Source organism: Burkholderia sp. COPS (assembly GCF_019425585.1).
GTDB classification, from domain to species: Bacteria; Pseudomonadota; Gammaproteobacteria; order Burkholderiales; family Burkholderiaceae; genus Burkholderia; species Burkholderia cepacia.
On record NZ_WIXR01000025.1, the window covers coordinates 34708 to 47952 of the forward strand.

12 protein-coding genes are annotated in these 13245 nt (G+C 69.5%); 5 read left to right on the plus strand and 7 right to left on the minus strand.

Translation table 11 applies throughout. The features are described 5' to 3' along the window. Window positions 1–69 precede the first annotated feature (69 nt). The gene (locus FOZ70_RS22885) at window positions 70–2088 is read left to right on the plus strand and encodes an LssY C-terminal domain-containing protein (RefSeq protein ID WP_059857367.1); all 2019 of its coding nucleotides are present in this window, start codon (window positions 70–72) and stop codon (window positions 2086–2088) included. Window positions 2089–2104: 16 nt separating this feature from the next. Here the strand turns inward: FOZ70_RS22885 and FOZ70_RS22890 are convergent, their stop codons facing one another. The 4 genes from FOZ70_RS22890 to FOZ70_RS22905 all read right to left on the minus strand — a co-directional run bounded on the left by FOZ70_RS22890 (window position 2105) and on the right by FOZ70_RS22905 (window position 7248). After that, window positions 2105–2434 carry a transcriptional regulator gene (locus FOZ70_RS22890; RefSeq protein ID WP_011356110.1) on the minus strand — a complete coding sequence of 110 codons (330 nt, stop codon included), beginning with the start codon at window positions 2432–2434 and terminating at the stop codon, window positions 2105–2107. Continuing rightward, window positions 2431–2763: a type II toxin-antitoxin system RelE/ParE family toxin gene (locus FOZ70_RS22895; protein ID WP_048020341.1), complete on the minus strand. Its 333-nt coding sequence runs from the start codon at window positions 2761–2763 to the stop codon at window positions 2431–2433. The genes FOZ70_RS22890 and FOZ70_RS22895 overlap by 4 nt, the downstream gene beginning before the upstream one ends. Before the next feature lie 338 nt (window positions 2764–3101). Beyond that, a complete protein-coding gene (locus tag FOZ70_RS22900) occupies window positions 3102–5552 on the minus strand; it encodes an alpha/beta hydrolase fold domain-containing protein (protein ID WP_219706798.1) in 2451 nt (816 codons plus the stop codon). Beyond that, window positions 5539–7248, minus strand: a complete 1710-nt coding sequence (locus FOZ70_RS22905; RefSeq protein ID WP_219706800.1) for a GMC family oxidoreductase N-terminal domain-containing protein — start codon at window positions 7246–7248, stop codon at window positions 5539–5541. Before FOZ70_RS22905 ends, FOZ70_RS22900 begins: the two co-directional genes overlap by 14 nt. Window positions 7249–7546: 298 nt before the next feature. Between FOZ70_RS22905 and FOZ70_RS22910 the strand changes: the two genes are divergently transcribed. Together FOZ70_RS22910 and FOZ70_RS22915 are read left to right on the plus strand one after the other, a co-directional pair. Next, entirely contained in the window at window positions 7547–8578 is a 1032-nt protein-coding gene (locus tag FOZ70_RS22910; RefSeq protein ID WP_060225162.1) for an AraC family transcriptional regulator, read from the plus strand. A 55-nt stretch (window positions 8579–8633) separates the two neighbouring features. Then, the gene (locus FOZ70_RS22915) at window positions 8634–9143 is read left to right on the plus strand and encodes an N-acetyltransferase (RefSeq protein WP_059653792.1); all 510 of its coding nucleotides are present in this window, start codon (window positions 8634–8636) and stop codon (window positions 9141–9143) included. Window positions 9144–9159: 16 nt separating this feature from the next. Here the strand turns inward: FOZ70_RS22915 and FOZ70_RS22920 are convergent, their stop codons facing one another. The 3 genes from FOZ70_RS22920 to FOZ70_RS22925 all read right to left on the minus strand — a co-directional run bounded on the left by FOZ70_RS22920 (window position 9160) and on the right by FOZ70_RS22925 (window position 11138). After that, window positions 9160–10113, minus strand: a complete 954-nt coding sequence (locus FOZ70_RS22920; protein WP_219706802.1) for a leucyl aminopeptidase — start codon at window positions 10111–10113, stop codon at window positions 9160–9162. A gap of 58 nt (window positions 10114–10171) precedes the next feature. After that, window positions 10172–10294 carry a hypothetical protein gene (locus tag FOZ70_RS38170; protein WP_021158412.1) on the minus strand — a complete coding sequence of 41 codons (123 nt, stop codon included), beginning with the start codon at window positions 10292–10294 and terminating at the stop codon, window positions 10172–10174. 388 nt (window positions 10295–10682) lie between these two features. Continuing rightward, complete coding sequence (locus tag FOZ70_RS22925) at window positions 10683–11138, minus strand: Lrp/AsnC family transcriptional regulator (protein ID WP_011356102.1); 456 nt, start codon at window positions 11136–11138, stop codon at window positions 10683–10685. A 123-nt stretch (window positions 11139–11261) separates the two neighbouring features. Here FOZ70_RS22925 and FOZ70_RS22930 point away from each other — a divergent pair, with 123 nt between their 5' ends. Continuing rightward, entirely contained in the window at window positions 11262–11807 is a 546-nt protein-coding gene (locus FOZ70_RS22930) for an alpha/beta hydrolase (protein ID WP_219706804.1), read from the plus strand. A 166-nt stretch (window positions 11808–11973) separates the two neighbouring features. Further along, entirely contained in the window at window positions 11974–13242 is a 1269-nt protein-coding gene (locus tag FOZ70_RS22935; protein WP_059556196.1) for a YbfB/YjiJ family MFS transporter, read from the plus strand. Window positions 13243–13245 lie beyond the last annotated feature (3 nt).

A 13245-nucleotide genomic window follows, 5' to 3' on the forward strand; every position in this document is an offset into this window, starting at 1 on the left:
GATGAACGCTCGCCATGCCATCGCCGGCCCGGTGTTCTCACGCCGGGTCGCTTCGCCATGGAGCGTGCAATGAGCGACACGATCCACGCGTGGATCGGCGCGATCGGCGCGCATCCGCTGCTCGTGCTCGCGGTCGTGTTCGTGACCGCGTGCGCCGAGGCGATCGCGCTGATCGGCACGGTCGTGCCGGCCGGCGCCGTGATGTTCGCGGCCGGTGCGCTGATCGGCGCGGGCGCGCTCGACGGCTGGACGACGATCGGTGTCGCTGCAGTCGGCGCCGTGATCGGCGACGGCATCAGCTACGAGCTCGGGCGGCACTACCGCGGGATGATCCGCAACGCATGGGCGCGCTTCGGTTATGCGAACGCCTACGGGCGCGGCGAGGAGTTCGTGCTGCGCCATGGCGTGAAGAGCATCGTGCTCGCACGTTTTCTTGCGCCGGTGCGTGCGGTCGTGCCGGTCGTCGTCGGCTGCGCGACGCTGCCGCGCCGGTCGTTCTATCCGGTCAACATCGTCTCGGCACTCATCTGGGCGCCCGTGCACGTCGCGCCGGGTATCGTGTTCGGCGCGTCGGCCGCGCTCGCGGCGGCGATCAGCGTGCGGGTCGCCGTGATCCTGCTGGTGGTCGCGGCGCTGGTCGCGCTCGTGTGGATCGGCGTGCGCATCGCGCTGCGGCGCGGTTGGCCGCTGTTGCGTCGTGCGCTCATCGAAGGGGGGCACGCATGCGCGCATCGCTGGCCGCGGTTCGGCGCGCGGCTGCACGGCGCGATCGCATACGTGCGCGGCCTGCCGGGCGCGGTGCCCGCGCTCGCGCTGTTGTTCGTCGGCTGTGTGTGGCTGTTCGCGGGTCTCGTGCAGGATGTCGTCGCGAACGATCCGCTGACGCACGCGGACATCGCGCTGTATGCGTTCCTGCAGAACCTGCGCACACCGCCGGTGGACGCCGTGATGCGCGCGCTTGCCGTGTTGCACGGGCACGATACGGGGCTGATCGTCGCGGCCGCGTTTCTCGTCTGGCTGATGATCCATCGCTGCTGGCTGACCGCCGCGTGGTGGCTCGCGACCGTCGGCGTCGCCGTCGTGCTCGTGCCGGTGTTCGGTGCGGGCGTACCCGGCGCGACGCCCGCGAGCCTGCCGCCCGGCGCGCTGCACGTACCGCTGCCCGATGCCGAAGCCGCGTTCGCGATTCTCGCAAGCAGTGGCCTCGGCTGGGTGCTGACGCGTGATCGGCCCGCGCGGTGGCGGATCCCGGTCGTGACCGCGGTGGTGCTGTGGATCGTGCTCGGCGGTTTCGCGCGGCTGTATGTCGGAGACACGTGGCTGTCGGGCCTGCTGGGCGGCTGGAGCCTCGGGCTGGCCTGGTTCGCGTTGCTGGCCGGTGCCCATGCGTACTGGCGCGTGCGCGAGCACGTGCAGCCGAGGGGCGCGCTCGTCGCGGTGACCGTGGTGCTCGCGACGGCGGGCGTATGGACGGTTCCCGCGCAATGGCAGCTCGACCGCGCGGCGCGCCCGCATGTCGGCGACGTGGTCGCGATGACCGTCGACCAGTGGCTGCGCGGCGGATGGCAGCGCGTGCCGGTGCGGCGTACCGAGATCGGCGGCGACCGCGAGGAATATCTGCCGCTGCAATGGAGCGCGACGTCGGACACGCTCGACCGGCATCTCGCGCAGGCCGGCTGGCAGCGCGCGACGCCGTGGTCGCCCGCCACCGCGCTGCGCTGGCTGCTGCCGCAGGCGCCCGCCGAGGCGCTGCCGGTGCTGCCGCGTTACACGCACGGCGAAAGCACGCGCCGCGTGTTCGTGCGCGTCGATCCGGGCCAGCCGGAAAGCCGCCTCGTGCTGCGGCTGTGGCGTTATCCGTACGTGTTGCAGGACGCGCTCGGCATGCGGCCGCTGTGGTACGGCGCGCTGTATCGCGAGACGCTGCATCGGCCGGCGCGGCTGATGACGATCGTGCGCTCGACGACGATCGACGATGCGGCGTCGATCGCGAAGGCGCTGGCGGTCGAGCCGACGATCGGGCATCCGCCGGCGGGGACGACGGCCGCGCCGGCCGAGATGCTGCTGGTATGGATGGTCAGGCCGTGAGCGGGCCGTGCGCCGCTTACGCGTGCGCCGGCTGCGCGGGGACGACGGACAGGCGCAAGCCGACGGTCTTGAGCACCGCGAGCAGCGTTTTCAGCGTCGGGTTGCCGTTGGGGGACAGCGTGCGATACAGCGATTCGCGGCTGATGCCGGCTTCGGCCGCGACCGCGCCGAGCCCGCCGTACGCTTCCGCGACGGTGCGCAGCGCGAGCAGGCCGGCCGCGCGGTTGTCGGGATCGTCGAGCGACTCCATCGCGACGCGCAGATAGGCCACTGCGAGTTCGCGGTCGGCGCCGAGTTCGGCGACTTCCGCGTCGTGGTGCGATACCGCACCTTTGAGCTTGGTCATGTTTGCCTCCGTTTCCAGTTCGACCAGTGTTCCTTGGCGCGCCTGATGTCGTCGGGTTGGCTGCTTTTGTCGCCGCCTGACAACAGCAGCACCAGTGCGCCGCCGTACCGCCCGAAATACACGCGATAGCCGGCGCCGACGTGGACGCGCAGTTCGATCACGCCTTCGCCGACAGGCTCGCAATCGCCGAAGTTGCCCGTCTGCACGCGGCGCAGGCGTTCGCGAATCCTGGCCTGAGCAAGCTTGTCGCGCACGGCGTTCAACCATTCGGTGAAGGGCTCGCGACCATCGTCGCGCTGGTAGCGAAGAAGTTCGAACTTGGAGAGCATTGTAACTTATAAGCTACAAAAAAGGTGGATGAGAAAGGAGGCTGTCGTGCGCGTTGCCGGGTGGTATGCGCAGGGGCGTGCCTATTGGCGAGCCGGAACGACACAGGACGCCGCATGCGTGGCAGTTGCAGTGCAGGCGGCGAAACCGGCTTCCCGGACGAAGATCATTCTTTCATCCGTTACCTGGCGTGGCGATTCGGCCGAATGGCCGGTGTCGATGGCGCGTGCCGAGGGCACGCGCCATGAGCGGGACGTGAAGCAAGTGCGCGAACAGTCCGACGGCGGGCGCATCGCGCGGTGCGTCCGCCGGAAAATCCTCGTGCGTTACCGTTGCATCGTCATGCCGTCGCGGCAACGCGTGCCGACGCAAACTCCGCCAGCGTGCGCAACGCGTCCCGCGCCGAGCGCAGGTAAAACGACTGCAGATGAAACACATGCCAGCGCGCCGCATGGATCTCCAGCCGGCACGGCACGCCGCAGGCCTGCGCGTGACTGGCCAGCCGCTGCGCGTCCGACAGCAGCACTTCCTGGTCGCCGGCCTGGACGAGCATCGGCGGCAGGCCGCGCAGGTCGGTATCGAGCGGGCCGCGGGCCGCCGCCGATCCGGCGCCGTGATACCAGCGCAGCCCTTGCTCGAGCCAGCCGCGGCGGATCATCGGATCGTCGTGGCGGCGCGAAGCCAGCGTCGCGCCGCCGAGCGCGGGATCGGTCACGGGCGAGATCAGCAGCAACGCGGCGGCGGCCGGCTCGCCGCGCTCGCGCAGCGCGATGGCCAGTGCCAGTGCCAGCGCACCGCCTGCCGAATCGCCCGCGAGCGCGATCCGGTGCGGTGCGTAACCCTGCGCGCGCATCGCGTCATAGACGGCCAGCGCATCGTCGAGCGCGGCCGGGCTCGGATGCTCGGGGGCCAGCCGGTAATCGGGCACCCACACCGGCAGGCCGGCATCGTTCGCGAGCCGCGTCGTCACGCCGCGATGCGTATGCGGCCCGCCGAGGCAGAATGCGCCGCCATGCAGATAGAGGATCGCGCCGCCCGTGTCGCCGCGTTTCGGCGCGACCACTTCGACCGGCACGCGGTGCGCGTGCGTACGGTAGCGCAGCGTGCCGCCCGTGCCGGGCATCAGCGGCGACAGCAGCGCGACGACGCGGCGTTGCATGCGTGCACCGAACGGCGGCCCGATCAGCGGCCGGAACGCCACGCGCAGGAAACCGCGCAGCGAGGCGGCCGTGAGCGCCTCCAGCGGGCCGGCGGGCGGCGCGACCACGACGTCGCGCGTCGGGGCAGCCGATTCGGGCACCGGATGCGTGAAGCGGTAGGCGGACATCCCGGTGAAGCGGGTGATCCACCGGTAGGTCAGCGTGAAGCCCGGCCAGTTCGTGCTGTTGTGTCCCGATGCGTCGACATACCAGCTCTTGCAACTGTTCCACACCGATCCTTCGAGCCGCTGCTGCACATGCGCGTTGAAGCGCCGGTAGCGGCGCGCGTCGACGTCGATCTCGCGCGCGCCGTCGCGCCGCATCGCGTGCAGGCAGCGCATCACGTGCGCGATCTGGCTTTCGAGCATGTAGACGATCGAGTTGTGGCCGAGATTGGTGTTCGGGCCGTACAGCATGAAGAAGTTCGGGAAACCGGGCACGGCAAGCCCGAGATACGCCTGCGCGCCGCGCCGCCATGCGTCGTTCAGGTCGAGCCCGTCGCGGCCCGTGATGCGCATCGGCGACAGGAACTCGGTCGCCGCGAACCCCGTGCCGTAGACGATGGCATCGACCGGATGATGCACGCCGTCGACAGTCTCGATGCCGCGCTCCGTCACGCGCCGGATCCGCTGCGTGACGAGTTCGACGTTGTCGCGGCTCATCGCGGCCAGGTAGTCGCTCGACAGCAGGATGCGCTTGCAGCCGATCGGGTAGTCGGGCGTGAGCCGTGCGCGCAACGCGGCGTCCGGCACGTCGCGCGCGAGCAGCTTGCGGAAGGGCCGGCCGACCGCGACCTTCATCAACCCGTGCAGGCGCGTGAACGCGATCGCGCGCGATTCGTAGCGCAGGTAGATCGATGCGCGATGCAGCTTCATCGCCCACGGAAGCGTGCGGAACAGCGCCTTTTCCCACGGACGGTACGCGCGGTCGGGGCGCGGCATCACGTAGGCCGGCGAACGCTGGAACACGGTCAGGCGCTGCACGTCGCCGGCGATCGCGGGGACGAACTGGATCGCCGACGCACCGGTGCCGACCACCGCCACGCGCTTGCCGGCGAGCGCATAGTCGTGATCCCAGTGCGCGGAGTGGAATGCGCGGCCGCGGAACGTGTCGATGCCGGGCAGGTCGGGCATCGCGGGGCGGCTCAGCTGCCCGGTGCCGCTGACGAGCACGGCGGCGCTGAGCGTCGTGCCGTCGGCGAGCGTGACGCGCCACAGCGCGGCGGCTTCGTCGTAACGCGCATGCGCGACGTCGGCGCCGAAGCGCAGGTAGCGCGCGAGGCCGTACTTGCGCGCGCAATGCTGCAGGTACGCATGGATTTCGGGCTGCGGTGCGAACACGCGCGACCAGCCCGGATTGGGCTCGAACGAAAACGAGTACAGGTGCGAGGGCACGTCGCACGCGGCGCCGGGGTAGCTGTTGTCGCGCCACACGCCGCCGACGTCGTGCGAGCGCTCGACGATCGCGAAATCGTGGATGCCGGCACGTTGCAGCGCAATGGCCATGCCGATGCCGGCGAAGCCGGCGCCGATGATGATCGCCGCGAGCGGTGCGGCGGAGTCGGTCAGGTGGGTAGCGTCACGCGACGACATGGCGGGCCTCCTCCGGCTGGACGGCTTCGTGCGCGGCGTGCGAAGCGGGAACGGTATCCGTCGTTGTCCTGACGGTTTCGCGCTGCGGCCGCGCGGACGTGCGGCATACGCCGCGGATCAGGTCGACGGCCTTCTCGGCGATCATGATCGTCGGTGCGTTGGTGTTGCCGCCGACGAGCGTCGGCATGACCGACGCATCGACGATGCGCAGCCCCTGCAGGCCGCGCACGCGTAGCTGCGGATCGACGACGGCGAGCGCGTCGTGCCCCATCCGGCACGTGCCGACCGGGTGGTACACGGTGTCGGTGCGTCGCCGCAGCACGTCGCGGATTTCATCGTCGGTGTCGACGTTCGCGGTGAACAGGTCGCGCGTGGTCCAGCCGGCGAGCGCCGGCGCTTCCATCAGCCGTCGCGTGAGCCGGAAGCCCGCGACCATGTCGTCGAGGTCGCGCGGATCGTCGAAGAACGCGGGGTCGATGCGCGGTGCCGCGAGCGGATCGGCGCTGTCGAGCGTGACCGAGCCGCGGCTGCGCGGCCGCAGCAGGCACACGTGGCACGACAGCCCGTGGCCGGCGTGCAGCTTGCGCGCGTGATCGTCGACGAGCGCGACGACGAAGTGCAGCTGGATGTCCGGTGCGTCGAGGTCCGCGCGGGTCTTCAGGAAACCGCCGCCTTCCGCGAAATTCGACGTCAGCATGCCGCGCCGTTCGCGGCGAAAGCGCGCGAGCTCGCGCAGCATGCGCAGGCCGCCGCGCGCGGATACGCCCATCGTATCGACGCTGCGCGTGCGGTAGCCGAAGATGAAATCCGGATGATCCTGCAGGTTGCGGCCGACGCCGGGGAGGTCGGCGTGCACCGCGATGCCCCGTTGCCGGAGCTCGCCGCCCGGGCCGACGCCCGACAGCATCAGCAGTTGCGGCGTTTGCAGCGCGCCGGCCGCGAGCACGACTTCGCGCCGTGCGCGCAGTGTACGGACCTCGCCGTGTTGCCGGACTTCGACGCCGGTCGCGCGCGTGCCGTCGAACTGGATACGCAGCACCTGCGCATGCGTCTCGACCGTCAGGTTGTCGCGGCGGCCGATGTGCGGCAACAGGTACGCGCGCGCCGCGCTCCACCGTTCGCCGTGCTTCTGCGTGACCTGGTAGATGCCGATGCCTTCCTGCTGCGCGCCGTTGAAATCGTCGGTGAGCGGCAGGCCGGCCTGTTGCGCGGCTTCCAGGTAGCGCGCATGGAACGGGTTGCCGGTGCGCAGGTCGCTCACCCACAGCGGGCCGTCGCGGCCGTGCCACGCATCGTCGAAGCGCTCGTTGTGCTCGCTCAGGCGGAAGTACGGCAGCACGTCGTCGTAGGCCCAGCCTTCGTTGCCGAGCGCGGCCCAGCCGTCGTAGTCGACGCGATGGCCGCGGACATAGACCATCGCGTTGATGGCCGACGAACCGCCCAGCGCCTTGCCGCGCGGCTGGTAGCCGATGCGCCCGCCGAGGCCGTGCTGCGGCACCGTGTCGAAGGCCCAGTTGTTCACGCGCGTCGGCATCATCGCGACCGCGCCGGTCGGCACGTTGACGAGCGTGCCGTCGCCGCGGCCGCCGGCCTCGAGCACGCAGACGGTCACGGCCGGGTCCTCGGTCAGCCGCCCGGCGACGACGCAGCCGCCCGACCCGCCGCCGACGACGATGTAGTCGAAAGTCCTGCTCATGGGTTCATCCTCCGATGGTCGATGGATCAGGCGGGGCGCGGCAGCGCGCACGGGCGGCCGGCGCGCGGGCGGGCAGGGGCAGGGGTTCGTGCAGGCACGGTGCGCCGGCGTGCGAAGCGGGCAGCGGGATCGGTCGGGCGACTGCGTCGCATGGTGTCTCCTCCGGAGGGCATTGGCGTCGTTCGGGCGACGACTGGGATGACGCCGATGGTGCTGGCCGCATGGGAAAACACCAATGCTGCTTCGGGACAATTGTTTTAGTATTTGGGCCAAATCGGCGCTTCGAGGGTTTCTCCGCATGAGCTTCTGGGATTTCACCCGGAGTCCGGCCAGCGCCCGGCTGCTGGTCGATTTCGGCGACGAACGCGGCGTGCCGCACGCGACGCTGCTGGCCGGCACGGGGCTCGCCAACGCGCAGCTCGACGATCCGAAGGTCGAGGTGACGGCCGCGCAGGAACTGCGGCTGACCGGCAACCTGCTGCGCGCGCTCGGGCGCGCGCCGGGCCTCGGGTTCGAGGTCGGCCTGCGCTACCACTTCTCCGCGTACGGCGTGTGGGGCTACGGGCTGATCGCGAGCGCGACCGCGCGCGACGCACTCGCGCTGGCGATGCGCTTCCTGCCGCTCACCTACGCATTCACCGTGATCACGTATCGTGAAGAGGACAGCACGTGCGTGCTCAGTTTCGGCGCGCCGGAACTCGATGGTGCGCTGAGCCGGTTCCTCGTCGAGCGCGACATGTCGGCGGCGGCCGTATTGCTGCGGGAAATCGGCGGCGACGCATTCGAGCTGTCGCGCTTCACGGTGCAGGCGACGCGCGCGCCGTCCGCGCCGGTGCCGCGCATCGCCGGCGTCGAGCCGGTTTTTTCGGCGCGCGCGAACAGTCTCGCGTTCGATCGCGCGTTGCTCGACCGGCCGCTGCCGCACGCGAATCCGCTGACGGTGTCGATGTGCGAGCAGATGTGCAGCCAATTGCTCGACGCGCGGCGCGCGCGGGTGGGCACGTCGGAGATGGTGCGCCAGTACCTGGGCGCGACGCCCGGCCCCGCGCCGTTCTCGCTCGAGGACATGGCGCGGCTGCTGAACACGAGCCCGCGTACGCTCAAGCGCCGGCTGCAGGAGGAGGGCACGACGTTCCGGGCGCTGCTCGCGCAGGCGCGCGGCGCGATGGCCGAGACGCTGCTCGGCGATGCACGCCTGTCGCTCGCGGAAGTGGCCGAGCGGCTCGGCTTCAGCGACCTGTCGAGTTTCTCGCAGGCGTTCAAGCGCTGGTACGGTGTGCCGCCGGGCGCGTATCGCAGCGCGGCGCAACGGGACGGCGGCCGTTCCTGAATCACGCCACGATCGCCGGCTGTCCGGCCGGCATTCCAATCAAGAGAGAACCCGCATGATCACGATTCGCCCGATGACCGACGACGATTTCCCGCGCTTCTGGCCGACCTATCGCGCCATCGTCGCTGCTCAGGAAACCTATGCATTCGATCCCGATGCGACACCCGAAGCAGCGCGAGCGTCATGGCTCGATGCGCCGCTCTGCACGTGGATCGCCGAGGAGGACGGCGTGGTACTGGGCTCGTACTACCTGAAGGCGAACGCGGCCGGCCCCGGCAATCACGTATGCAATTGCGGCTACATGGTGAGCGAGGCCGCGCGCGGCCGTGGCGTCGCGCGCCTGATGTGCGAGCACTCGCAGCAGGTTGCGCGCGAGCGCGGTTTCCTCGCGATGCAGTTCAACTCGGTCGTCTCGACGAACGAGGTGGCGGTCGCGCTGTGGCAGAAGCTGGGATTTGAAATCGTCGGGCGCCTGCCGCGCGCGTATCGTCACGCGCGGCTCGGGTTCGTCGATTGCCTCGTGATGTTCAAGTGGCTCGGCGACACACCCGCCGCCCGAGCCTGAGCGCGCAACGGCCGAATCAGACGGCGAACGCGCCGTCGAACACGATCCGGTCGTCGAGCGCAAGCCTGCCGCGCGCGAAGATCAGGTCGAGATGGTGGCTGCCGTTTTCGCCGCCACCGAGCCCGAGGTGCAGGCCTGGATGACGTTCCTCGAACCCCGCATTGCGGCCATACAGCCCGCGAATGCCGAGGTTCGTGCCGATGCCGAATTCCTCGATCCGCCGGTGATTCGGATGCCGGTCGAGATAGGCCGAGAAATCGCGCCGGAAGCCCGTGTCGTCGGTATCGAAACCGACGATCGTGCTGTTCTCGACCTGCAGCGTCGCGAGCCGTTCGGCCACCTTGTACTTGATCGCGAACGGCACGGTGCCGAGGAACGTGCCGCTGAAGACGATCGTGCCGTTGAGATCGGTCACGTGCGTCGCGATCTCGCCGGGCACGACGTCGAGGTTGCCCATTCCATCCACGCTCGTCCATTTCTGGTCCGGCGCGAGCGAGCCCGTCAGCGTGTTCCCGGCTTCGTCGATGAAACGGATCTGCGATGCGCGCGCGGCCGCGTCGATCAGCCGGCCGTTGCGTGCCGCGATGTCGTCGAGAGATTCGGCGAACGCCTCGTCGAGATGCGGGCCGTAATCCTTGAACAGCACCGACTTGCTCCAGTGCTCGACGATCGCCGGGCGGATCGCCGCGAGGAACGGTGGCCCGCTTGGCGATGGTGTCGGCAGGCACGACGAGTCGTACAGCAGCACGAACAGGTCGGCTTCATCGAGTGCGGCGGTGATATCGGCGGGCGGGGTGCTTTCGAGGCAGAGGGTCGTGGCGTCGAGTGAATCGGGCAGGGCGGCAAATGCGCGCAACGCGATGTCGCGGTTGCGGGTGTCGTGACCGACCAGCAGTTTTCCCGATTCGCCGCGCGCCAGTTTGTCGCGCAGCGCGGGGTGGAAGCCGAGTGCGCGGTGCAGGTTCAGCATGCGTGTCTCCGGAAGCGGCGGAAGGGCCGCGGCCCTTCCGCGAGAACGGGTGGCCCGCTCAGACCGGCCAGAGCGCGGTGCCGAACGGCACCACGGCGTCCTCGACCATCATGTCGATGGCCTCGGGGTGCGTGTCTTCCTGCATCCAGTCAAGCAATTCGATCTGCTGGGTGTCCTGCATGTCAATTCTCCTGTGGTGAACATGAGTGTTTCAACATGAAAGCGCGGCTAAAAAGTTGCCACTCCTCATCAGGCATTTCGTGAATTCCTGATGAGTGGCGTTGATATTAGTCTGACGAATTTGCGAATGCAATGCGTTGCAAGGATTTTAGCGTCGGCGTGCTAAACAACGCGGGATGACGACACACGTGTGGTAAAAGGCGGGTAAAGAGAGCGACGGATTCAATGTCATTTTTTCAATGAAATGAATCGGAATCGATGTATCGTATTCGGCGAATTTTTATCGGAATTTAGATAGCCTCGATCATGGCGACCGACGTCGTGCGCGGCAGCGATGCATACGAAGGCATCGCCGGTCGGCGCGGGCGTGTCGGCGGCCCGATGCCGTGTCAGCCGAGCAGCGCCTTGCCGAGCGGTTTGGCCGGCTCGGAGCGGAGCACCAGCGACGTCGTGACCGCGCCGAAACGGGCGATTGCGTCGATGATGGTTTCCAGTTGTCCCGGTGTCGGCACGAGTACCTTCAGCAAGAAGCAATCCTCGCCGGTCATCCGGTGAACCTCGATGACGTGCGGCATCTCGGCGAATGCGCGTAGCGCGGGCTTGATGTGTTCGTGCGTCGTCTTCAGCCGGATGATGGCCATCATCCCCAACCCCAGCGCCGCCGGGTCGATTCGCGCGCCGTAGCCGGCGATGATGCCGCGTTCTTCCAGCCGCTTGACGCGCTCCGACGTCGCCGGCTGCGACAGCCCGATGCGCCGGCCCACCTCGGACAGCGGCATCCGCGCGTTTTCCTGTAGTGCCTCGAGGATCGAAAGATCCAGGCGATCGAGCTCTCCATTCGACATGTCCGTTCTCCCGCTCCGTTAATTCATCGGCATATTGTCTCAATAACCGATGACTTGCCATTCCCGGCCGGTTTCCGGCGGACGAGACTGAGCGCTCGCCTGTTCATGGAGACGGAGATGGAGATGGACCAAACGATCGTGATCGTGCCGGGGATCGGCAACTCGGGACCGGATCATTGGCAGAGCCACTGGGAGGCCGCGATTCCGGGCGCCATCCGCATGGCGCCCGCGTCATGGGATGACCCCGACCTGCGCGACTGGATGGCGGCGCTGGATGAAGCCGTCGCGCAAGCCGCGGCGCCGCCGGTGTTGATCTGCCATTCGCTGGGGTGCCTGCTGTTCGCGCACTGGCGCGCGGCGTCGGCGCGCGTCGTGCGCGGCGCATGGCTCGTTGCGGTGCCCGATCCGGGCGGCCCGCGTTTTCCGGCCGCGGCGCGTGCGTTCGCGAACGTGCCGGGCGGCGATTTCGGCGGTTTGCCGGTGCTGGCGATCGCCAGTTCGGACGACGGGTACGACCCGTCCGGGCGCGGTATCGCATGGGCGAGCGCACGTGGCGCGACGCCGCTGCGGCTCGGCCCGCGCGGCCACCTGAATGCGGAAGCGGGATTGGCGCAGTGGCCGGAGGGGCGTGCGTTGCTGACGGCCTTCGTGGCCGGATTGCCGCGCTAGCGCCGGCAAGCGGCTGCCGTCCTTCCGCGCGTGCTCGCCCGTGACGGCTCAAGTATGATCGGTCGACAGAATCGGAAGCCTCGACGGACAGTCGGGACCGGCGCGTGCGAAACGCCGGTTCCGTCGCGTCGACTCCCCCGGCTTCGAACGACAAAGGAGACACGCGATGCGCGCAGCGCCGCAACCGGAGCCTGCCGGCCCGTCGCAGCCGGACACCGGCGCGACCCGCCATACCCCCGAACGTGACCCCGATCGCATGGCCGCGTGGCGGCTCGCGATCGGCCTGTCGCTCGGCAGCGCGATCGCGCTCGGCCTCGCGCGCTTTTCGTATGCGCTGCTGCTGCCGCCGATGAAGGCCGATCTCGGCTGGACCTTCGCGCAAGCGGGCGCGCTGAACACGGCGAACGCGGCCGGCTACCTGATCGGTGCGCTCGCGTTTCCGTTGCTGTCGCGACGCTGGCGCGCGGGCACGCTGCTCGCGGCCGGGTGCGTGCTGACCGCGTTGCTGATGGCCGCGTGCGGGCTCACGTCCGGCACGCACGCGCTGCTCGTGCAGCGGCTTGCGACCGGCGTCGGCAGTGCGCTGATCTTCATCAGCGGCGGCGTGCTGGCCGCGCGGCTCGCGTCGGCGTCGCCGCGCGATGCGGGCCTGCTGCTCGGCCTCTACTACGGCGGCACCGGATGGGGCATCGTCGCTTCGTCGCTGCTCGTGCCGGCGACGCTCGCGCAGGGCGTACATGGCTGGCAGCCCGCGTGGTTCGCGCTCGCGTTCGCATGCGTGCTGTTCTCGGCGGTAGCCGTGTCGGCCGCGCGCCGCATCGAGCGCGTGCACGCGGCACCCGCCGCGCCGCGCGACGGTGCGGTGCCGGCGGCGACCGCGAGCCCCGTGCGATTCGCCCTCGCGCTGGCCGGTTACGGCCTGTTCGGCGTCGGCTACATCGGCTACATGACGTTCATCGTCGCGCTGCTGCGCGGCGCGGGAATGAGCGGCACGGTGGTCGCCGCGTTCTACGTGATGCTCGGCGTCGCGACCGTCGTCTCGGCACGGCTGTGGTCGGGGCTGCTCGACCGGATGCGCGGCGGCCAGGCGCTGGCCGTGCTCAATGCGCTGCTCGGCATCGCGACGCTGATGCCGGCGATGTTCGTGCATCCGGTTGCCGCGTTCGCGTCGGGCGTGCTGTTCGGCGCGACGTTCCTGTCGGCCGTCGCGTCGACGACGGCCTTCGTGCGCCACAACCTGCCGCCCGACGGCTGGGCGAAAGGGATCAGCGCGTTCACGACGGTCTTTGCATTCGGGCAGATCGCCGGGCCGGTCGCGATCGGCTGGGTGTCGGACAGCGCGGGGCTCGCGCGCGGGCTCGTGTATTCGGCGCTGACGCTGTTCGCGGGTGCCGCGCTCGCGGCCGGGCAGCGCGCGTTGCGGGCCGCCGGGTAGTCA

Coding starts and splice junctions, on each gene's coding strand:
- FOZ70_RS22900 (WP_219706798.1), bottom strand. CDS start 5,552: ATGTCGTCGCGTGACGCTACCCACCTGACCGACTCCGCCGCACCGCTC.
- FOZ70_RS22925 (WP_011356102.1), bottom strand. CDS start 11,138: ATGTCGAATGGAGAGCTCGATCGCCTGGATCTTTCGATCCTCGAGGCA.
- FOZ70_RS22920 (WP_219706802.1), bottom strand. CDS start 10,113: ATGCTGAACCTGCACCGCGCACTCGGCTTCCACCCCGCGCTGCGCGAC.
- FOZ70_RS22905 (WP_219706800.1), bottom strand. CDS start 7,248: ATGAGCAGGACTTTCGACTACATCGTCGTCGGCGGCGGGTCGGGCGGC.
- FOZ70_RS22885 (WP_059857367.1), top strand. CDS start 70: ATGAGCGACACGATCCACGCGTGGATCGGCGCGATCGGCGCGCATCCG.
- FOZ70_RS22930 (WP_219706804.1), top strand. CDS start 11,262: ATGGACCAAACGATCGTGATCGTGCCGGGGATCGGCAACTCGGGACCG.
- FOZ70_RS38170 (WP_021158412.1), bottom strand. CDS start 10,294: ATGCAGGACACCCAGCAGATCGAATTGCTTGACTGGATGCAGGAAGAC.
- FOZ70_RS22915 (WP_059653792.1), top strand. CDS start 8,634: ATGATCACGATTCGCCCGATGACCGACGACGATTTCCCGCGCTTCTGG.
- FOZ70_RS22895 (WP_048020341.1), bottom strand. CDS start 2,763: ATGCTCTCCAAGTTCGAACTTCTTCGCTACCAGCGCGACGATGGTCGC.
- FOZ70_RS22935 (WP_059556196.1), top strand. CDS start 11,974: ATGCGCGCAGCGCCGCAACCGGAGCCTGCCGGCCCGTCGCAGCCGGAC.
- FOZ70_RS22890 (WP_011356110.1), bottom strand. CDS start 2,434: ATGACCAAGCTCAAAGGTGCGGTATCGCACCACGACGCGGAAGTCGCC.
- FOZ70_RS22910 (WP_060225162.1), top strand. CDS start 7,547: ATGAGCTTCTGGGATTTCACCCGGAGTCCGGCCAGCGCCCGGCTGCTG.